Source organism: Pseudomonas reactans (genome assembly GCF_013385825.1).
Classification (GTDB): domain Bacteria; phylum Pseudomonadota; class Gammaproteobacteria; order Pseudomonadales; family Pseudomonadaceae; genus Aquipseudomonas; species Aquipseudomonas reactans.
This window is the reverse complement of record NZ_JACAPG010000006.1, coordinates 87,062-106,216: the sequence shown is the minus strand read 5'-3', so window position 1 is coordinate 106,216 and position 19,155 is coordinate 87,062. Positions and strand designations below refer to the sequence as shown.

Below are 19,155 nucleotides of genomic sequence, written 5' to 3'. Positions count from 1 at the left end.
GCTCCCACAATGACCGAGTCCGGTCTTGAATAAGTTAAAAAGCCCGCCATCGATTACTCGATGGCGAGCTTTTTAGTGACTGCAATCCTTAGATCGCGCCGCGCTGGCGCAACAGCTCCAGCACCTGCTTGACGCTTTCTTCCAACGACAAGGCCTGGGTGTCGATTACCAGATCGGCATTCAACGGCACGTCATACGGGAAGGACTCGCCAGGGATGTTATCCCCACCCGCCGCGTACAGGCCCTGCGGATCACGCTCGGCGCACACCAGCGGCGACGCTTGCACGTACACCGTCAGCAGACGATCAGCGCCGATCAGCGCCTTGGCCTGTTCACGACCTTCGGCATCCGGGGCGACGAACGCGGCCAGGGTCAGCAGACCCGCTTCGTTGAACTGACGCGCCACATGGGCGGCACGACGCCAGTTCTCGGTACGACCGGCACGGTCCTGCGGCAAGCCCTTGTTCAGGTCGTGACGCAGGTTCTGGCCATCCAGCACGAACACCGCACGGCCCATGTCGAAAAGCTTGCGCTCAACCGCGTAGGCCAAGGTGCTCTTGCCCGCGCCCGACAGACCACTGAACAACACGGTGGCCGGTTGCTGGCCAAAGCGCAGTGCGCGCTCTTCGGTGGCGACGTGAGCCAGCTTGCCGTGCTGCGCCGAGCTGCCGTGGGTGACCGGCGGCGCGATGATCATGCCCGCCGCCACGGTGCCGTTGGTCAAACGGTCGATGACAATGAACGCGCCAGTGGTGCGGTTGCTGTCGTAACCGTCCAGGGCGATGGCGGCGTCGAGACTGACCTTGACCCGGCCGATCTCGTTCAACTGCAGCGAACTCGCCGGGCCTTCGGCCAGGGTGTTCACGTCCACGCGATGCGCGATGCTGGTGATGGAACCCGGCACGTAGCTGGTGGCGCGCTTGATGTCGTATTTCTTGCCCGGCAGCATCGGTTCTTCGGCCATCCACACCAGCATGGCGTCGAAGGCGTCGGTTACCTGTGGCACGTTGTCGGCATGTACCAACAGGTCGCCACGGGAGATGTCGATCTCGTCTTCCATGGTCAGGGTCACGGCCTGGCCTGGGCCGGCGTGCTCCAACTCACCTTCAAAGGTGACGATGGATTTGACGCGGCTGCTCTTGCCCGACGGCAGCACCACGACTTCGTCGCCCTTGTGCACGATACCGCTGGCCAGGGTGCCGGCGAAACCGCGGAAGTTCAGGTTCGGACGGTTCACGTACTGCACCGGGAAACGCAGGTCGGTGTAGTTGCGGTCATTGGCGATCTCGACGGTTTCGAGGATCTCCATCAGCGACTGCCCGGTGTACCAAGGCGAACGCTCGCTCTTGTTCACCACGTTGTCGCCCTTGAGCGCCGACATCGGTACGAACGCCAGGGTGCTCGGCTTGAAGGCGATACCGTCGGCGAACTTCAGGTAATCGGCCTTGATCTGCTCGAATACGCTCTGGTCGAAGCCGTTGATGTCCATCTTGTTGACGGCCACCACGATGTGCTTGATGCCCAGCAACGAGGCGATAAAGCTGTGGCGACGGGTCTGGGTCTGCACGCCATAACGCGCGTCAATCAAGATGATCGCCAAGTCACAGGTGGAGGCACCGGTGGCCATGTTGCGGGTGTACTGCTCATGGCCGGGGGTGTCGGCGATGATGAATTTGCGCTTGGCGGTGGAGAAGTAGCGGTAGGCAACATCGATGGTGATGCCCTGCTCACGCTCGGCCTGCAGGCCGTCGACCAGCAAGGCCAGGTCGATGTCATCCCCAGTGGTGCCGGACTTCTTCGAATCGCGGGTGATGGCTTCCAGGTGATCTTCGTAGATCATCTTGGAGTCGTGCAGCAGGCGCCCGATCAGGGTGCTCTTGCCGTCGTCGACGTTGCCGCAGGTCAGGAAGCGCAACATCTCTTTGCGCTCGTGCTGGCCCAGGTAGGCGAGGATGTCCTCGCTGATCAAATCAGATTGATGCGACATGACAGCCCCTTAGAAATAGCCTTGACGTTTTTTATCTTCCATCGAGCCGGCACCATCGTGGTCGATGACGCGGCCCTGGCGCTCGGAAGTTCGCGTCAGGAGCATTTCCTGAATGATGTCCGTCAGCGTCTCGGCTTCGGACTCCACCGCGCCCGTCAACGGGTAGCAGCCAAGGGTACGGAAACGTACTTTCTTTTTGACGATTCGGGCTTTGTCTTCGTCGGACAAGTGCTCGAGGATGCGGTCGTCGTCGATCATGATCAACGTGCCATTCTTCTCGATCACTTCGCGTTCGGCAGCGAAGTACAGCGGCACGATCGGGATGCCTTCGAGGTAGATGTACTGCCAGATGTCCAGCTCGGTCCAGTTGGACAGCGGGAACACACGGATCGACTCACCCTTGTTGACGTTGCCGTTGTAGACGTTCCACAGCTCGGGACGCTGGTTCTTCGGGTCCCAGCGGTGTTTGCTGTCGCGGAACGAGTACACGCGCTCTTTGGCGCGGGATTTCTCTTCATCGCGACGGGCACCGCCGAAGGCTGCGTCGAAACCATGTTTGTCCAGGGCCTGCTTGAGGCCTTCGGTCTTCATGATGTCGGTGTGCTTGGCGCTGCCGTGTGTGAAAGGGTTGATGCCCTGCGCCACACCGTCCGGGTTGACGTGGGTGATCAGGTCCAGGCCCAGCTCCTCGACCATCTTGTCGCGGAACGTGTACATCTCCTGGAATTTCCAGCGGGTGTCGACGTGCATCACTGGGAACGGCAGTTTGCCCGGGAAGAAGGCCTTGCGTGCCAGGTGCAGCATCACGGCGGAGTCTTTACCGATCGAGTAGAGCATCACCGGGTTGTCGAACTCGGCGGCGACCTCGCGGATGATGTGGATGCTTTCCGCCTCCAGCTGTTTCAGATGCGTCAGTTTGTCGACCATGGTTACTCACGGAAAAACGATCTTATGGACGGCCAGCGGGCCGTGTTCGAGCGGGGCATGCTAGCACAGCACCTGCTTCTATTCAGGGAGCCATCTAGATCGAAACGGTATATGAATATACCCCCAGGTTTGGCCCTCAAATCGGGTTAGGGCAATCGATGAACAGATGCTCCAGGGCAAAGCGCCGCGCCAGGTAATCGCCCAAGGCCTGCACGCCATAGCGCTCGGTGGCATGGTGACCGGCCGCGATGAAGCTGATGTCGTTTTCGCGGGCACTGTGGAAGGTTTGCTCGGAGGCTTCGCCGCTCAGGTACAGGTCGACGCCGGCGGCAATGGCCTGGTCGATGTAGCCCTGGCCACCGCCGGTGCACCAGCCGACGCGACGGATCATCTCGCTGCCTTCGATCAGCAGCGGTTCGCGGCCCATGACTTCCTGCACGCGGCGGGCGAAATCACGGGGCGACAGGGGTTCCGCCAAAGAGCCGACCAAACCGACGATCTTGGGGTTGCTCGGGTCCAGCGGGCCTTCGACCGTGATGTCCAGCTGACGCGCGAGTTGCACGTTATTGCCGACGTCTGGGTGCAGATCCAGCGGGAGATGGTAGGCGAGCAAGCTGATGTCGTGCTTGAGCAGGGTTTTCAGGCGGCGCTGTTTCATGCCGGTGATGCAGGGGTTTTCGCCCTTCCAGAAATAACCGTGGTGCACCAGGATCAGATCGGCCTGGGCTTCGACGGCCGCGTCCAGCAGGGCCTGGCTTGCGGTCACGCCGCTGACGATGCGCATCACTTGCGGGCGACCCTCGACCTGCAGGCCGTTGGGGCAATAATCGGCAATTTTGGCGCTGCCGAGGTAGCGGTCCGCTTCCTCGACGAGGGTGGTAAGGGGGACGGCCATAAAAGACTCCTAAATATCCCGTTCGCAGGCGTCACAGCCTCGTATAATGCGCGACATTATGGGCGCTCTCTCGCCCCCTGCAACCTGTCAGGACTTACTTGATGCTCAAGGCGCTGCGTTTTTTTGGATGGCCATTGTTGGCTGGCGTGCTGATCGCGATGCTGATTATTCAGCGTTTCCCCGAGCTGGTGGGTCTGCCCAGCCTGGATGTAAACCTGCAACAGGCGCCGCAGACCAGCGCGGTGGTGCAAGGCCCGGTGACCTATGCCGACGCGGTCACCATCGCCGCCCCGGCGGTGGTCAACCTGTATACCACCAAGGTCATCAACAAACCGGCTCATCCGCTGTTTGAAGACCCGCAGTTCCGCCGTTATTTCGGCGACAACGGCCCCAAGCAGCGGCGCATGGAGTCCAGCTTGGGTTCGGGCGTGATCATGAGCCCCGAAGGTTACATTCTCACCAACAACCACGTGACCACCGGCGCCGACCAGATTGTGGTGGCCCTGCGTGACGGCCGCGAAACCCTGGCCCGCGTGGTGGGCAGCGACCCGGAAACCGACCTCGCGGTATTGAAGATCGACCTGAAAAGCCTGCCGTCCATCACCCTCGGCCGTTCCGATGGTTTGCGTGTCGGTGATGTGGCGCTGGCCATCGGCAACCCGTTCGGCGTCGGCCAGACCGTGACCATGGGCATCATCAGTGCCACCGGGCGTAATCAGTTGGGCCTGAACAGCTACGAAGACTTCATCCAGACCGACGCCGCGATCAACCCGGGTAACTCCGGCGGTGCGCTGGTGGATGCCAATGGCAACCTGACCGGTATCAACACGGCGATTTTCTCCAAGTCCGGCGGCTCACAGGGCATCGGTTTTGCGATCCCGGTGAAGCTGGCGATGGAAGTGATGAAGTCGATCATCGAGCACGGCCAGGTAATCCGCGGCTGGCTGGGGATTGAAGTGCAGCCGTTGAGCAAGGAGCTGGCCGAGTCGTTTGGCTTGACCGGACGCCCAGGCATCGTGGTCGCCGGGATCTTCCGCGACGGCCCGGCGCAGAAAGCCGGCCTGCAACTGGGCGATGTGATCCTCAGCATCAATGGCGAACCGGCGGGTGATGGCCGTAAGTCGATGAACCAGGTGGCGCGGATCAAGCCGACCGACAAGGTGGCGATCCAAGTGATGCGCAACGGCAAAGAGATCAAGTTGCTGGCGGAAATCGGGCTGCGTCCACCGCCGGCACCGGTCAAAGAAGAGGAATAAAGCGCCTCGCCCAGGTGCCCATTTGCGGGCACCTGTAAGTTGATGTTTCAAAACAATTCGCTTCAATTAGTCATGTTATATTGTTTCAATATCGCTATTGGAACGCTCTATCATGCCGTCTCGAAGAATCGCCCCCTTGGCTGGCCTGGCCTTGGGTTTGCTGCTCGACCCCGCCTACGCCGAAGAAAACACCCTGGAACTCGACGCCATCAGCGTCACCACCGACGCTTATGAGTCCGCCACCGGTCCAGTCAAAGGCTACCGCGCCACCCGCTCCGCCAGCGCAACAAAAACCGACACCGCGATTCGTGACATCCCACAATCCATCAGCGTGATTCCCGCCACGGTGCTCAAGGACCTGGGCAGCACCAACGTAGAGCGCGCCCTGGAATTTGCCGGCGGCGTGTCCAAGCAAAACAACTTCGGCGGCCTGACCCTCTACGAATACAGCGTGCGCGGCTTCACCACGTCGGAGTTCTATCAGGACGGCTTCAGCGCCAACCGTGGCTACCCGAGCACACCCGATGCGGCCAATATCGAACGTATTGAAGTGCTCAAGGGCCCCGCCGCCAGCCTGTATGGCCGGGGCGATCCCGGCGGCACGGTGAACATCGTCACCAAGAAGCCCCAGCCCGAAGCCTTCACCACCCTGCAAACCAGCGCCGGCAGTTGGGAACGCTATCGTACCGCCGTGGACGTCAACACGCCGTTGGACAGCGAAGGCCGTGTGCTTTCAAGGGTCAACCTGGCGGTGGAAGACAACCACAGCTTCCGCGATCACGTGCAGAGCAAGCGGGTATTCGTCGCGCCTTCGTTCAGTTGGCAATTGGACCCGGATACCAGCCTGCTGGTGGAAAGCGAGTTCGTGCGCCACAGCTCGACCTTCGACCGAGGCATTGTCGACGCCCCCGGCGTATCCCGCTCCACCTTCCTCGGCGAACCCAACGATGGCGATATCGACAACCACAACAACCGCATTCAGGCGACCCTCGAACACCACCTCAACGACGCCTGGAAACTGCGTCTGGCCAGCCACTACAAGCAAGGCAGCCTGTGGGGCGACGCCTCGGAAAACCGCGCACTGAACGCCGACGGCCACACCGTCAACCGCCGCTACCGCGAACGCTCGACGGGTTGGCACGACAGCATTACCCAGTTGGAACTGCGCGGCCTGTTCGACATTGGCAGTTGGCAGCACGAATTGCTGATCGGCACCGAATACGAGGACTACCGCAAGAAGGAGCGCGTGACCGCTATCGCCGGCAGCCCCTACGCCATCGATATCCACAACCCGGTCTACGGCCAGCCCAAACCCAACGGCACGCGCTCCGGCACCGACTTCTTCGAACAGACCAAAAGCCACGCGCTGAACCTGCAAGACCAGATCATCTTCACCGACCGCCTGCGCGGCATGCTCGGTGCGCGCTTCGAGCATTTCGAGCAAAGCATCGACGATTTCACCCGCAACCACGCCAAGAGCACGCAGACCCACGACGCCTTTACTCAACGCGCCGGCCTGCTCTACCAACTCACGCCCGAGGTCGGGGTATTTGCCAACGCCTCCACCTCGTTCAAGCCCAACAGCGGCCTGGACGCCAACAATAAATCCTTCAAGCCCGAAGAAGGGGTGGGCTATGAAGTGGGGATCAAGAGCGAGCTGTTCGACGACCGCCTCAGCGCCACCCTCGCCGCCTTCCATATCGAAAAGGAAAACGTACTGACCCTGGACCCGGCCACCAACCTCAACCGCGCCGTGGGCAAGGCGCGCAGCCAGGGTTTTGACCTGCAACTGACCGGGCAAGTGACCGATGCCGTACGGGTGATTGGCGCGTTTGCCTACATCGACGCTGAAGTGACCAAAGGCGATAAAGCCATTCCGGCCGGCAGCCGCATCCTTGGCGTGGCCAAGCGCAGCGGCAGTCTGTTAGGGGTTTATGAGTTCCAGGATGGCGCATTGCGCGGCTCAGACTTGGGCGCGGCGTTCACCTATGTGGGCGATCGTTCAGGGGAGGCCGGCACAAATTTCGAGTTGCCGGCCTACCACACCGTCGATCTGCTGGCCCATTACAAGGCTACGGAGAATGTCACGGTGGGCTTGAACCTCAACAACCTATTTGATGAGAAGTACTACGAGCGGTCCTACAGCAACTATTGGATCAATCCGGGTGAGCCGCGCAACCTCACCCTCAGCCTGACCCTAAACCTCTAAACGCCTACCTGTAGGAGCGAGCTTGCTCGCGAAGCCCCTGAGAGCGCCGCGTTAACTCAGAAGCACTGCGTTATCGTTGACGTCCTTCGCGAGCAAGCTCGCTCCTACAATGATTGCGGTGCCCGTTCGCAAAGGGTGGTCAGTGCCTTCGCCCACTGCGGGTCATCATTCAGACACGGTACCAACACCAATTCCTCCCCCCCGGCCTCGCGGAACTGCTCCAGCCCGCGATCGCCGATTTCCTCCAGCGTCTCGATGCAGTCGGCAACAAACGCCGGGCACATCACCAACAGCTTTTTCACGCCTTGCTTAGCCAGGGCTTCCAGGCGCGCTTCGGTGTAGGGTTCGATCCATTTGGCGCGGCCCAGGCGTGATTGAAACGCCACCGACCATTTATCTTCCGGCAAGCCTAGGCGCGCGGCAAAGTCACGGGCGACGCTGAAACATTGCGCGCGGTAGCAGGTTTTCAACACCTCGGGCGAAGCGTTCTTGCAGCAGTCGGCATCCTTGAAGCAATGCTGGCCTGTCGGGTCGAGTTTGGTCAGATGACGCTCTGGCAGGCCGTGGAAACTCAGCAGCAGGTGATCGTAATCCTGCTCCACATAGGTGCGAACACTCGCCGCGAGCGCGTCGAGGTATTCCGGCTGGTCGTAGAACGGCTGCAAGATCGAGAACTGCACGCTCAGCTTCTTATCACGCACAACCCGCTTGGCCTCTTCAATCACCGTGGTCACAGTGCTGTCGGCAAACTGCGGATACAATGGCGCCAAGGTCACTTTGCGGATGCCCTGGGCGGCGAGGCGGGTCAGCACAGTTTCAATGGACGGCTCACCATAGCGCATCGCCAACTCCACCGGGCCTTGGGTCCACTGCGTAGTCATCTGATGCTGCAAACGGCGGCTCAGCACCACCAACGGCGAACCTTCGTCCCACCAGATGGATGCGTAGGCATGGGCCGACTGCTCGGGGCGCTTGATCAGGATCAGCGACACCAGCAAGCGCCGCACTGGCCACGGCAGGTCGATCACATAAGGGTCCATCAGGAACTGATTGAGGTAGCTGCGCACATCGGCCACCGAGGTGGATTTTGGCGAGCCCAGGTTGACCAGTAACAACGCGTGATCCGTCATGCAACATCCTATCTCTAGAGGCGGCTGGACAAGTCATCCAAGGCCGCACGCAACTCAGTGAACTGGAAAGTGAAACCAGCGGCCAGCAAGCGTTCGGGCACCGCCTTCTGCCCGCCCAGCAACAGGCCGGACAACTCGCCCAGGCCCACCTTCAATGCAAAGGCCGGCATCGGCATGAACGCCGGGCGGTGCAACACCTGGCCCAGGGTTTTCGCAAACTCGCGATTGCGCACCGGGTGTGGCGCGCAGGCATTATAGGGACCACTGGCATCAGGCTTGTGCAGAAGAAAATCAATCAGGGCGATTTGATCCTTGATATGCACCCACGGCATCCACTGCCGACCATTGCCGATCGGCCCGCCCAGCGCCAGTTTGAATGGCAGCAACAGCCGCGACAAAAAGCCGCCCTCGGCCGACAACACTAAACCGGTGCGCACCAACACAACGCGAATGCCCAAGGCTTCGGCGCGCAGGGCGGTTTCTTCCCAGGCAATGCACAACTGGCTGGGGAAATCGTCCTGCACCGGGCCGCTGGCTTCGGTCAATTCGCGCTCGCCGCCGTCGCCGTACCAGCCCACCGCCGAACCGGAAATCAACACCGCTGGCTTTTGTTCCAAGCCCTCAAGCCACGCCAGCAAGGTTTCAGTCAGACTGATGCGGCTGCTCCACAACAGCGCCTTGCGCTTGTGGGTCCACGGGCGGTCAGCGATCGGCGCACCAGCCAGGTTAATGACCGCATCCACCGGGCCGATAACCTGCTGCAGGCGTTCGACACCGGCTACTTGAGCACCGCACCGCTTTGCAACCTGTTCCGGATGACGGCTCCACACCGTCAGCCGATGACCCTGCGCAAGCCAGTGGTGGCAGAGTTGGCGGCCGATCAGGCCAGTACCGCCGGTCAGCAAAATGTGCATGGGATGTTCCTCATGTAACGTTCGCCGCCCATCGCTAGTCTATTTTATAAGCAGCGGGCGTGACGTTGGATTAAGCCTCTGCTTTAACCATAGGTCACGCCGTAAGAACAGGTAAGCCAAAACTTATACCAAAAAACAATATTGTACAGCTATTGGTGTCGGCGTAGTCTGTACCCAACGGTAAAACGAGGCCCCCCATGACTGTTCCCATCGCGATCATCGGCACCGGCATCGCCGGTCTCTCCGCCGCCCGAGCGTTACGAGACGCGGGGCACGTTGTACAACTCTTCGATAAAAGCCGCGGCAGCGGTGGCCGCATGTCCAGCAAGCGCAGCGATGCCGGCTCCCTGGATATGGGCGCGCAATATTTCACCGCCCGCGACCGGCGCTTCGTCAATGAAGTGCAACGCTGGCAAAGCAATGGCTGGGCCGAGCAATGGAAGCCCCAGCTGTACAACTTCAAGTCCGGCCAGCTCACCCCCTCCCCCGATGAACAGATCCGCTGGGTCGGCACGCCGCGCATGAGCGCCATCACCCGCGCCCTGCTCGACGACCTGCCGGTGGAGTTCGGGTGCCGCATCACCGAGGTGTTTCAAGGCAAACAACACTGGAACCTGCTGGACGCCGACGGCGAAAGCCACGGCCCGTTCAGCCACGTGATCATCGCCACCCCAGCACCCCAGGCAACTGCCCTGCTGGCTGCAGCGCCCAAGTTGGCCAGTGCCGCCGCCGGCGTGAAGATGGACCCAACCTGGGCCATCGCCCTGGCGTTCGACAAGCCGCTGGATACACCGATGGAGGGCTGTTTCGTGCAAGACAGCCCCCTCGATTGGCTGGCGCGCAACCGCAGCAAACCGGGGCGCGATACCCAGCTCGACACCTGGGTACTGCACGCCACCGGCACGTGGAGCAAGGCCCACCTGGACCTGCCCAAGGAAGCGGTGATCGAGCACCTGCACGGCGCCTTCGCCGAACTGCTGCACAGCGCCATGCCCGCGCCGTCGTTCAGCCTGGCGCACCGCTGGCTCTATGCGCGACCGTCCAGTAGCCACGAATTCGGCGTGCTGGCCGATGCCGACCTGGGCCTGTACGTGTGTGGCGACTGGTGCCTGTCGGGCCGGGTCGAAGGGGCATGGCTCAGTGGCCAGGAAGCCGCGCGACGCTTGATCGAACACCTGCAATGAACCGCATCAATCCCGCAAAACTGCTGCTGTCGAAATGGACAGCAGCTCATCCTCGCAACAAAGAAAAACACTTCTTGGTCACCGAACTGTTTCGGGATGAAGAAGGCGTCGTGCTGGAAATCGAGCTGCAAGCCGTCATGACCCGGCGCGCCGAACGCTGCGCCTGGCAAACCCTGCAAAACGATGGCGCCTGGAAAATCGGCTGGAAATAAGTGCCCTGCAAAAAACTTGTACAAATAATTTGACTTGTACAGCATCGAACCTATGATGAGATTTAGTTGTACAAGATTCGAATCTTGTACAGGAATCTTGCAGAGGTTCGCTTATGTCCAGCATCACCAAACCGAAGATCGCCATCAGCGCCTGCTTATTGGGCGAGAACGTGCGCTTCAACGGCGGCCATAAGCAATCCCTGCTGTGCAGCCAGACCCTCGCCGACTATTTCGACTTCGTGCCGCTGTGCCCCGAGGTCGCTATCGGCCTGGGCATTCCACGCGAACCGATCCGCCTGGTGGGCGACCCGGCCCACCCGCAGGCCGTCGGCACGGTGCACCGCGAACTGAACGTCACCCAGCCGCTGGACGATTACGGCCAGCAGATGGCGTCGGAACACACCGACCTGTGCGGCTACATCTTCATGCAGAAGTCGCCGTCGTGCGGACTGGAGCGGGTCAAGGTGTACCGCGACAACGGCACCCCGGTCGACGGAGGCGGGCGTGGTGTCTACGCCCAGGCGTTTTGTGCGCGTCACCCCAATCTGCCGGTGGAAGAAGACGGTCGATTGAATGACCCGGTGCTGCGGGAAAACTTCCTGACCCGCGTCTTCGTCTACGCCGATTGGCAACAGCTGCTGGTCGAAGGCCTGACCCGTCACCGGCTGCTGGCCTTTCATTCACGCTACAAATACCTGTTGATGGCCCACAGCCCGGCGCACTACAAAAGCCTCGGGCACCTGCTGGGCAGCATGACCAAAGAGACCCACCTCGATGAACTGGCCGCCTGTTACTTCAGCGACCTGATGACCGGCCTGAGCCAATGCGCCACCCGTGGCACCCATACCAACGTGCTGCAACACATCAGCGGTTACCTCAAACAAGTCATCAGTGCCGACGACAAGCAGGAAATGCAGACCGTTATCGGCCAGTACCGCCAAGGCATCGTGCCGCTGGTGGTGCCACTGACCCTGCTCAAGCACCACTTTCGCCAACACCCGGACCGCTACATCGCGCAGCAGGCCTACCTGCAACCGCACCCGGAAAACCTCAGCCTGCGAAATGCGATCTAGACCATGAAAGCTGCCCTGCAAGACGAACCCGGCGAAGACATCGCCCAAGCCCTCGAAGCCGGCTGGCTGCCGATCCGCGAAGTGGCGCGCCAGACCGGCGTCAACGCCGTGACCCTGCGCGCGTGGGAACGCCGTTATGGCCTGATCGTGCCCCAACGCACGCCCAAAGGTCATCGATTGTTCAGCGCCGAACATGTACAGCGCATCCACACCATCCTCACCTGGCTCAATCGCGGCGTGCCGGTGAGTCAGGTCAAAGGCCTGATCGACTCAGCGCTCTCTGTTCCCGATGTCGTTGAAAACGAATGGCACACCCTGCGCCAGACCCTGGTGCAAGCCATCAGCGAATTGGCCGAACGCCGTGTGGATGAAGCCTTCAACCAAGCCATGGCGCTTTACCCGCCGCGCACCCTGTGCGAGCAACTGTTGTTGCCACTGTTGCAGGAGCTGGAACAACGTTGGCAAGGCCAGTTCGGCGCACAGATGGAGCGGGTGTTTTTCCTGTCCTGGCTGCGTAGCAAGTTTGGTGCGCGCATCTATCACAACAATCGCCAGCTGCATGGCGCGCCGCTGCTGCTGGTGAATCAATCCGACCTGCCCTTGGAGCCGCACCTGTGGCTCAGCGCCTGGCTCGCCAGCAGCGCCGATTGCCCGGTGGAAGTGTTCGACTGGCCGCTGCCTGCCGGTGAGCTGGCCCTGGCAGTGGAACACCTTCAACCGCGCGCGGTGCTGCTGTATTCGAGCAAGGCGCTCCACCTGTCGGCTTTCGCAAAACTTTTGAGTGGCGTCAGTTGCCCAAAATTGATGGTCGGACCAACGGTATGCATCCACCAGGCCGAGTTGACCGTATTAACCCATGACATTCCTGATTTGTTCGTCGCCGAAGACCTGTTGTCGGCCCACCAGCAACTGATCCAGCGTGGACTTGTTTAAATGCATTTGATCTGGCTGCGCACCGACCTGCGCCTACACGACAACACTGCCCTGGCCGCCGCGAGCCAGCGGGGCCCGATTGCGGCCGTGTACCTGATCACGCCGCAGCAATGGCTGGCCCACGACGATGCGCCGTGCAAAGTGGACTTCTGGCTGCGCAACCTGCAAGACCTGAGCAAGACGCTGGGCGCGCTGAACGTTCCCCTGCTGATTCGCACTGCGGCCGCCTGGGATCAGGCGCCCGACGTATTGAGCAAGCTGTGCCGCGAACTGTCGGTGGAGTCAGTCCACGTCAACGAGGAATACGGTATCCACGAAAGTCGCCGGGACGCCGCCGTGTCCAAGGCCTTGGAAGCTGATGGCGTGACCTTCCACAGCTACCTCGACCAACTGTTCTTCCAGCCTGGCAGCGTGTTGACCAAGACCGGCACGTATTTCCAGGTGTTCAGCCAGTTCCGCAAGGTTTGCTACACCCGCCTGCACAGCGCCCTGCCGCGCACGGTCGCAGCACCAAAAGCCCAGGCACCGATCAAGCTCAAAAGCGATCCCGTCCCGAACACGGTCGATGGTTTCGAACCACCCAGCGAAGCACTGCGCGCCCTCTGGCCGGCCGGTGAAGACGAAGCCCGGCGCCGCCTCGACGCCTTTGCCGATCAACAAATCAGCTACTACAAAGACGAGCGCGACTTCCCCGCCAAGCCCGGCACCAGCCAGTTGTCCGCCTACCTTGCGGCGGGCGTGGTCTCGCCGCGCCAGTGCCTGCACGCCGCGCTGCAAACCAACGGCGGCGAGTTTGAAAGCGGGGATATGGGCGCCATCACCTGGATCAACGAACTGCTGTGGCGCGAGTTCTACAAACATATCCTGGTGGGTTATCCACGTGTGTCGCGCCATCGTGCGTTCCGCCCCGAAACCGAAGCTGTGGCTTGGCGCAATGCGCCCAAGGACCTCGCTGCCTGGCAGGAAGCGCGCACCGGCCTGCCGATCATCGACGCGGCCATGCGCCAACTGCTGGAAACCGGCTGGATGCACAACCGCCTGCGCATGGTGGTGGCGATGTTCCTGACCAAGAACCTGCTGATCGACTGGCGCGAAGGTGAGCGTTTCTTCATGCGCCACCTGATCGATGGCGACCTCGCCGCCAATAACGGCGGCTGGCAGTGGAGCTCATCCACCGGCACCGACTCGGCACCGTACTTCCGGATTTTCAGCCCGTTGAGCCAGTCGGAGAAATTCGACAGCGAGGGCATTTTCATCAAGCACTGGCTGCCGGAGTTGGCCGCACTGAATAAGAAAGAAGTGCACAACCCCGAAGCCGTCGGCGGTTTGTTTGGCGTGGCCGATTACCCGCGTTCGATTGTCGACCTGAAAAAATCCCGCGAACGCGCCCTGGCCGCCTTCCGCAGCCTGCCTTCGCGCCAAGCTGTCGGGGGCGAACATGAGTGACTTCCTGCGCCGCTTCGCCCAGGCCTTTGCCACGCTGGACAAGCACAACCTGCATTTGCTCGACAGCCTGTACAGCCCGGACATCGCCTTTGCCGATCCGCTGCATGAAGTGCATGGCCTGCCAGCCCTGCACCGTTACTTCGCAGAGCTGTACAGCAACGTCAGCCAGCTACGCTTCGACTTCCACGGTTTCGACCAGGTGGCCGAAGGCGAAGGTTACCTGCGCTGGAAAATGAGTTTCTGCCACCCACGCCTGGCGGGCGGCAAGGTCATCCGCGTGGAAGGCTGCTCGCACCTGATGTGGCGTGACAAGGTGTACCGCCATCGAGATTACTTCGATGCCGGCGCCCTGCTGTACGAACACTTGCCCGTGCTGGGCAGCGTCATCAGTTGGCTGAAAAGGAGAATGGGATGAGCAGCACAGTGCCTCGCCGTTATTGGCTGACCGGCGCCAGCAGTGGCATCGGGGCCGCGCTGGCCGTGGAGTTGCTCAACAGCGGCGCCCATGTAGCGCTGAGTTCGCGCACCAAAGGGCCTTTGGAAGCGCTCGCCCAACGTTATCCCGGCCAAGTGCTGGTAGTCGCGGGCGATCTGACCAACAGCCAGACCGTGCGCGAGATCGGCGAGCATATCGGGGTGGTCTGGGGTTCGCTGGACACCGTGATCCTCAATGCCGGCACCTGTGAGTACGTGGACGCTCGGCAGTTTGATTCATCGATCATCGAGCACGTGGTGCGCACCAACCTGCTGGCGAGCAGTTATTGCATCGAAGCCGCGCTGCCACTGTTGCGCGCAGGGCACACGCCGCACCTGGTGGGTGTCGCCAGCGCCGTGACCTACCTGCCGATGCCCCGCGCCGAAGCCTACGGCGCTTCGAAGGCCGGCCTGCGCTACCTGTTCGAATCATTGCGCATCAGCCTGGCGTCGGAAAATATCGACGTCACCGTGATCAGCCCGGGGTTTGTCGACACGCCGCTCACCGAACGCAATGACTTTCCGATGCCACTCAGTTGGCCGGCCGACAAAGCTGCGAAACATATCTTCAACAAGCTGGAGAAGCGTCCGCTGGAGATTGCCTTTCCCGCGTTGTTCATCGCAGCCCTCTGGCCACTGTCGAAACTGCCGAACCGCGCGCAACTGGCCATCGGCAAACGCATGTTGCGCAGCCCGCCGCCGAAGAAGGACGACCTGTGAAGATCGCCATCATCGGCAGCGGCATCGCAGGGCTGACCAGTGCCTACCTGCTCAGCCGCCAGCATGAGATCACCCTGTTCGAAGCGGGCGACCGCATAGGCGGGCATACCCACACGGTCAACGTGACTGTCGAGGGTAAAAGCTATGCGGTGGATACGGGCTTCATCGTATTCAACGACTGGACGTACCCTAACTTCATCCGCCTGCTGGGGCAGATCGGGGTGACGTTCAAACCTACCGAGATGAGCTTTTCGGTGTGCGACGAGCACACTCGGCTCGAATACAACGGTAATAACCTCAACAGCCTGTTTGCCCAGCGTCGCAACATTTTGTCGCCGGGATTCTGGGGCATGCTGCGCGATATCTTGCGCTTCAATCGCCAGGCGCCACTGGACCTGCAGGAACAGCGCATCAGCGCCGAGATGACCCTGGGCGACTACCTCGATGCCAACGGTTACGGCGAGCGGTTTATCCGCCACTACATCGTGCCGATGGGCGCCGCGATCTGGTCGATGTCCTTGGCCGACATGCTGGGTTTCCCCTTGCAGTTCTTCGTACGGTTCTTCAAGAACCACGGTTTGCTGTCGGTGAGCAACCGCCCGCAATGGTGCGTGATCGAGGGAGGCTCCAGCCGCTACATCGAACCGCTGACCCGCAGCTTTCGTGAACAGATCCGCCTCAATTGCCCTGTGCATAACGTCGAGCGCACTGACGACGGCGTGGTTATCCACAGCCCGGCCGGCAGTGAGGCATTCGATCGCGTGGTCTTCGCCTGTCACAGCGACCAGGCCCTGGCGTTATTGGCCGACCCGAGCCAGGCCGAACAAGACATCCTGAGTGCCCTGCCCTACGCCGACAACGACGTGGTGCTGCACACCGACACTCGCCTGCTGCCCGATCGCAAACTGGCCTGGGCCAGCTGGAACTACCGGCTCAGCGGCACTGCGCAGAAGCAAGCGGCAGTCACCTATGACATGAACATCCTGCAAGGCATCGACAGCGCCACCACCTTTTGCGTCAGCCTCAACCAGACGCCAATGATCAACCCGCTGAAGGTGCTTGCCCGCTACACCTACGCCCACCCGCAATACAGCCTGGCGGCGGTGGCCGCCCAAGGGCGTCGGGAAGAAATATCCGGCGTGCGCAATACCTTTTATTGCGGCGCCTACTGGGCCAACGGTTTTCACGAAGACGGCGTGGTCAGCGCGCTGCACGTGGCCCAAGCCTTTGGGGAAACCCTGTGAACAGCGCCCTGTACAGCGGCTGGATTGCCCATCGCCGGTTTGCGCCCAAGGCCCATGCCTTTCGCTACCGCATCGGCTTGCTGTACCTGGATTTGAGCGAAGAACACGAAGTGCTTGGCCTTTCGCCCCTGGCCGGGCGTAGCCGCCTGGCGCCCTTCGGTTTTCGCCAGCAGGACTATCTGCGTGAATTGACGCGCACCGGCATCAGCTTGAGCGATGCCGTGCGCCAGGAAGTCGGCAAGGCACTGGGGCGTACACCCCAGGGCGTTATCTGCCTACTGACCCAGGCCCGCAGTTGGGGCCTGGCTTTTAACCCCGTGAGTTTCTTCTACTGCTTCGAGGCCGACGGACGTCTGGCCGCGATCCTGTGTGAAGTGACCAACACCCCGTGGCGCGAGCGTTATCACTACGTGCTGCCGGCCCAGGCTTTGGGCGCGGATGAACACCAGCATTTCGCCGTGGCCAAGGCCTTCCATGTGTCGCCGTTCTTGCCGCGCGATCTGGAGTACCGCATGAGCTTCAGCCCGCCTGCCGCCAAACTCGGCGTGCACATGGCCGACTGGCAGGGCGAATTGAAAGTCTTCGATGCCACCTTGAGCCTGCAGAAAGAGACGCTGAACCGTGCCAGCCTGCACCGCTACCTATGGCGCTTTCCGTGGATGACCGCCAAGACGTGTCTCGCGATCTATTGGCAGGCCTTGCGCCTGTTGCTCAAACGCACACCGATTTTTCCCCACCGGGCCGCCGATGGCGCCTCTCGCACTGCAGTCGGGTACTCCAAGGATCGCCGCCATGAAATCCCCTAGCTTATCGGTCAAGACCCATCGCCTGAACGTCAACGGCATGACTGCCGCGCTGCTGCGCAAGGCCGTGCTGCGTCAACTCAGCCAATTGCGCCATGGTCAGTTGGTGGTGATCGAAGACGGCGAGCGGCAGGTCTTCGGCGCACGCGAAGCGCACCTGCTGGGCGAAATCCAGATCCTTGATTCGGCCGTGTGGGGCCTGGTGGCGGCCAACGGTTCCATCGGTGCCGGCGAGGCATTTATCCACGGTTACTGGAGCAGCCCGGACCTTACGGCCGTGGTTCGCGTGATGGTCAGCAACCTCGATGTGCTCGACGCAATGGAAGGCGGCCTCGCTCGCCTGGCCCGTCCGTTCACCCAGGGCCTGCACTGGCTCAATCGCAATACACGCAAGGGTTCGCAGAAGAACATCGCCGCCCACTATGACCTGGGCAATGACCTGTTCGAAGAATTCCTCGACCCGACCATGATGTACTCGGCGGCGCAATTCCTGACCGCCGACGACACCCTGGAACAGGCGCAATTGAACAAGCTGGAGCGCATCTGCCAGAAGTTGGCGCTCAAGCCCAGCGATCACCTGCTGGAAATCGGCACCGGCTGGGGCAGTATGGCGCTGTACGCCGCGCAGCATTATGGCTGCAAAGTCACCACCACGACCCTGTCCAAGGAGCAGTTCGCCTACACCGAAAAACGCATCGCAGCCCTGGGCTTGCAAGAGCAGGTCACGCTGCTGCTGCAGGATTACCGTGACCTTACTGGCCAGTACGACAAGTTGGTGTCGATTGAGATGATCGAGGCGGTGGGCCATCGCTTTCTGCCAACCTACTTTAAACAGTGCGCGCACCTGCTCAAGAGCGACGGCTTGATGCTGCTGCAAGCCATCACCATTCGCGACCAGCGCTACGAACAGGCGAAAACCAACGTCGACTTTATCCAGCGCTACATCTTTCCGGGCGGCGCCCTGCCCTGTGTGCAAAAGATGCTACAGGTCGTTAGCCGCGACACCGATATGAACCTGCTGCACATGGAAGACTTCGGCCTGCACTACGCGCGGACCTTGCGCCTGTGGCATGAAAACTTTCGCCGCGCCCACAGCCGCCTTGCGGAGTTGGGCTACGACGAATACTTCCTGCGGCTGTGGGAGTTTTACCTGTGCTACTGCGAAGGTGGTTTTATGGAACGCACCATCGGCACCGCGCAATTGCTGCTGGCCAAGCCGTCCGCGATCAACCCGCCGCTGCTCGGACGCTTCAGTGCTTAAGACGCTGGCCAATGCCGTGCTGTTTCAGTGCGGTTGGTTTGCTTGCGTACTCGGCGGTGACAGCGTGTGGCTACTGGTAGGGCTGGCCGTACTCGCCATTCATCTGCTGTGGATAAGTTCATGGGCGGAAGACGGCGGTCTGATCCTCCGCGTGACGGTAATGGGCACACTGCTGGATACGGTGTTGCGCACGCTGGGTGTGTTTCATTTCACTGAGCCGGGCCCGCTGATTCCTTTGTGGCTGATCCTGTTATGGGCGTTGCTGGCGACCACGTTGCGCCATTGCCTGGCCTGGAGCGCGCGCCCGTGGTGGCGTGCGGCTTTACTTGGCGCAGTAGGCGGCCCGCTCTCTTACTATGCCGGTAGCCAGTTGGCCGGCGTGCAGTTCGGTTTCGGCCTGACACCCACGATGGCCTTACTGGCGCTGCTGTGGACGGCGGTGTTTGTAGGCCTGCACCGGCTGGCGCGCTGACGTCTGTCAGTCGTT

General features: G+C 61.2%; 18 protein-coding genes. 13 read left to right on the top strand and 5 right to left on the bottom strand.

The genetic code is table 11. From position 1 onward, the window contains the following. Positions 1–88: 88 nt before the first annotated feature. The 3 genes from cysN to HX868_RS06590 all read right to left on the bottom strand — a co-directional run bounded on the left by cysN (position 89) and on the right by HX868_RS06590 (position 3,809). On the bottom strand, positions 89–1,987 hold the full coding sequence (gene cysN, locus HX868_RS06600; RefSeq protein ID WP_177002336.1) for a sulfate adenylyltransferase subunit CysN: 1,899 nt from the start codon (positions 1,985–1,987) through the stop codon (positions 89–91). Between the two features lie 9 nt (positions 1,988–1,996). After that, entirely contained in the window at positions 1,997–2,914 is a 918-nt protein-coding gene (gene cysD / locus HX868_RS06595; protein WP_033896984.1) for a sulfate adenylyltransferase subunit CysD, read from the bottom strand. Between the two features lie 136 nt (positions 2,915–3,050). Then, on the bottom strand, positions 3,051–3,809 hold the full coding sequence (locus HX868_RS06590; RefSeq protein WP_122723677.1) for a Nif3-like dinuclear metal center hexameric protein: 759 nt from the start codon (positions 3,807–3,809) through the stop codon (positions 3,051–3,053). Between the two features lie 101 nt (positions 3,810–3,910). Between HX868_RS06590 and algW the strand changes: the two genes are divergently transcribed. Then, entirely contained in the window at positions 3,911–5,065 is a 1,155-nt protein-coding gene (gene algW / locus HX868_RS06585) for a Do family serine endopeptidase AlgW (protein ID WP_177002335.1), read from the top strand. Between the two features lie 112 nt (positions 5,066–5,177). Beyond that, entirely contained in the window at positions 5,178–7,274 is a 2,097-nt protein-coding gene (locus HX868_RS06580) for a TonB-dependent siderophore receptor (RefSeq protein WP_177002334.1), read from the top strand. 104 nt (positions 7,275–7,378) lie between these two features. Here HX868_RS06580 and hemH read toward each other — a convergent pair whose 3' ends face one another. After that, the gene (gene hemH / locus HX868_RS06575) at positions 7,379–8,404 is read right to left on the bottom strand and encodes a ferrochelatase (RefSeq protein WP_177002333.1); all 1,026 of its coding nucleotides are present in this window, start codon (positions 8,402–8,404) and stop codon (positions 7,379–7,381) included. Positions 8,405–8,418: 14 nt separating this feature from the next. Next, entirely contained in the window at positions 8,419–9,318 is a 900-nt protein-coding gene (locus HX868_RS06570; protein ID WP_177002332.1) for a TIGR01777 family oxidoreductase, read from the bottom strand. A 197-nt stretch (positions 9,319–9,515) separates the two neighbouring features. Between HX868_RS06570 and HX868_RS06565 the strand changes: the two genes are divergently transcribed. The 11 genes from HX868_RS06565 (at position 9,516) to HX868_RS06515 (ending at position 19,140) form a co-directional block, all read left to right on the top strand. After that, a complete protein-coding gene (locus tag HX868_RS06565) occupies positions 9,516–10,502 on the top strand; it encodes an NAD(P)/FAD-dependent oxidoreductase (RefSeq protein WP_177002331.1) in 987 nt (328 codons plus the stop codon). Continuing rightward, positions 10,499–10,714 carry a TIGR02450 family Trp-rich protein gene (locus HX868_RS06560; protein ID WP_177002330.1) on the top strand — a complete coding sequence of 72 codons (216 nt, stop codon included), beginning with the start codon at positions 10,499–10,501 and terminating at the stop codon, positions 10,712–10,714. The genes HX868_RS06565 and HX868_RS06560 overlap by 4 nt, the downstream gene beginning before the upstream one ends. Before the next feature lie 113 nt (positions 10,715–10,827). Then, positions 10,828–11,787, top strand: a complete 960-nt coding sequence (locus HX868_RS06555) for a YbgA family protein (RefSeq protein ID WP_177002329.1) — start codon at positions 10,828–10,830, stop codon at positions 11,785–11,787. A gap of 3 nt (positions 11,788–11,790) precedes the next feature. Further along, positions 11,791–12,720, top strand: coding sequence for a MerR family transcriptional regulator (locus HX868_RS06550; RefSeq protein WP_177002328.1), 930 nt, complete (start codon positions 11,791–11,793; stop codon positions 12,718–12,720). Further along, positions 12,721–14,166, top strand: coding sequence for a deoxyribodipyrimidine photo-lyase (gene phrB, locus HX868_RS06545; protein WP_177002327.1), 1,446 nt, complete (start codon positions 12,721–12,723; stop codon positions 14,164–14,166). After that, entirely contained in the window at positions 14,159–14,581 is a 423-nt protein-coding gene (locus HX868_RS06540; protein ID WP_177002326.1) for a nuclear transport factor 2 family protein, read from the top strand. The genes phrB and HX868_RS06540 overlap by 8 nt, the downstream gene beginning before the upstream one ends. Further along, positions 14,578–15,360, top strand: a complete 783-nt coding sequence (locus HX868_RS06535; RefSeq protein ID WP_177002325.1) for an SDR family NAD(P)-dependent oxidoreductase — start codon at positions 14,578–14,580, stop codon at positions 15,358–15,360. The genes HX868_RS06540 and HX868_RS06535 overlap by 4 nt, the downstream gene beginning before the upstream one ends. Beyond that, positions 15,357–16,604, top strand: coding sequence for an FAD-dependent oxidoreductase (locus tag HX868_RS06530; RefSeq protein ID WP_177002324.1), 1,248 nt, complete (start codon positions 15,357–15,359; stop codon positions 16,602–16,604). The genes HX868_RS06535 and HX868_RS06530 overlap by 4 nt, the downstream gene beginning before the upstream one ends. Next, entirely contained in the window at positions 16,601–17,410 is an 810-nt protein-coding gene (locus HX868_RS06525; RefSeq protein ID WP_177002323.1) for a DUF1365 family protein, read from the top strand. The genes HX868_RS06530 and HX868_RS06525 overlap by 4 nt, the downstream gene beginning before the upstream one ends. Continuing rightward, entirely contained in the window at positions 17,397–18,668 is a 1,272-nt protein-coding gene (locus tag HX868_RS06520) for an SAM-dependent methyltransferase (protein WP_177002322.1), read from the top strand. The genes HX868_RS06525 and HX868_RS06520 overlap by 14 nt, the downstream gene beginning before the upstream one ends. Next, positions 18,661–19,140 carry a DUF2878 family protein gene (locus HX868_RS06515; RefSeq protein ID WP_177002321.1) on the top strand — a complete coding sequence of 160 codons (480 nt, stop codon included), beginning with the start codon at positions 18,661–18,663 and terminating at the stop codon, positions 19,138–19,140. Before HX868_RS06520 ends, HX868_RS06515 begins: the two co-directional genes overlap by 8 nt. Positions 19,141–19,155 lie beyond the last annotated feature (15 nt).

What these genes read in the sequence shown, in the direction of transcription:
- cysN (WP_177002336.1), bottom strand. Translation starts at nt 1,987, where the DNA reads ATGTCGCATCAATCTGATTTGATCAGCGAGGACATCCTCGCCTACCTG.
- cysD (WP_033896984.1), bottom strand. Translation starts at nt 2,914, where the DNA reads ATGGTCGACAAACTGACGCATCTGAAACAGCTGGAGGCGGAAAGCATC.
- HX868_RS06590 (WP_122723677.1), bottom strand. Translation starts at nt 3,809, where the DNA reads ATGGCCGTCCCCCTTACCACCCTCGTCGAGGAAGCGGACCGCTACCTC.
- algW (WP_177002335.1), top strand. Translation starts at nt 3,911, where the DNA reads ATGCTCAAGGCGCTGCGTTTTTTTGGATGGCCATTGTTGGCTGGCGTG.
- HX868_RS06580 (WP_177002334.1), top strand. Translation starts at nt 5,178, where the DNA reads ATGCCGTCTCGAAGAATCGCCCCCTTGGCTGGCCTGGCCTTGGGTTTG.
- hemH (WP_177002333.1), bottom strand. Translation starts at nt 8,404, where the DNA reads ATGACGGATCACGCGTTGTTACTGGTCAACCTGGGCTCGCCAAAATCC.
- HX868_RS06570 (WP_177002332.1), bottom strand. Translation starts at nt 9,318, where the DNA reads ATGCACATTTTGCTGACCGGCGGTACTGGCCTGATCGGCCGCCAACTC.
- HX868_RS06565 (WP_177002331.1), top strand. Translation starts at nt 9,516, where the DNA reads ATGACTGTTCCCATCGCGATCATCGGCACCGGCATCGCCGGTCTCTCC.
- HX868_RS06560 (WP_177002330.1), top strand. Translation starts at nt 10,499, where the DNA reads ATGAACCGCATCAATCCCGCAAAACTGCTGCTGTCGAAATGGACAGCA.
- HX868_RS06555 (WP_177002329.1), top strand. Translation starts at nt 10,828, where the DNA reads ATGTCCAGCATCACCAAACCGAAGATCGCCATCAGCGCCTGCTTATTG.
- HX868_RS06550 (WP_177002328.1), top strand. Translation starts at nt 11,791, where the DNA reads ATGAAAGCTGCCCTGCAAGACGAACCCGGCGAAGACATCGCCCAAGCC.
- phrB (WP_177002327.1), top strand. Translation starts at nt 12,721, where the DNA reads ATGCATTTGATCTGGCTGCGCACCGACCTGCGCCTACACGACAACACT.
- HX868_RS06540 (WP_177002326.1), top strand. Translation starts at nt 14,159, where the DNA reads ATGAGTGACTTCCTGCGCCGCTTCGCCCAGGCCTTTGCCACGCTGGAC.
- HX868_RS06535 (WP_177002325.1), top strand. Translation starts at nt 14,578, where the DNA reads ATGAGCAGCACAGTGCCTCGCCGTTATTGGCTGACCGGCGCCAGCAGT.
- HX868_RS06520 (WP_177002322.1), top strand. Translation starts at nt 17,397, where the DNA reads ATGAAATCCCCTAGCTTATCGGTCAAGACCCATCGCCTGAACGTCAAC.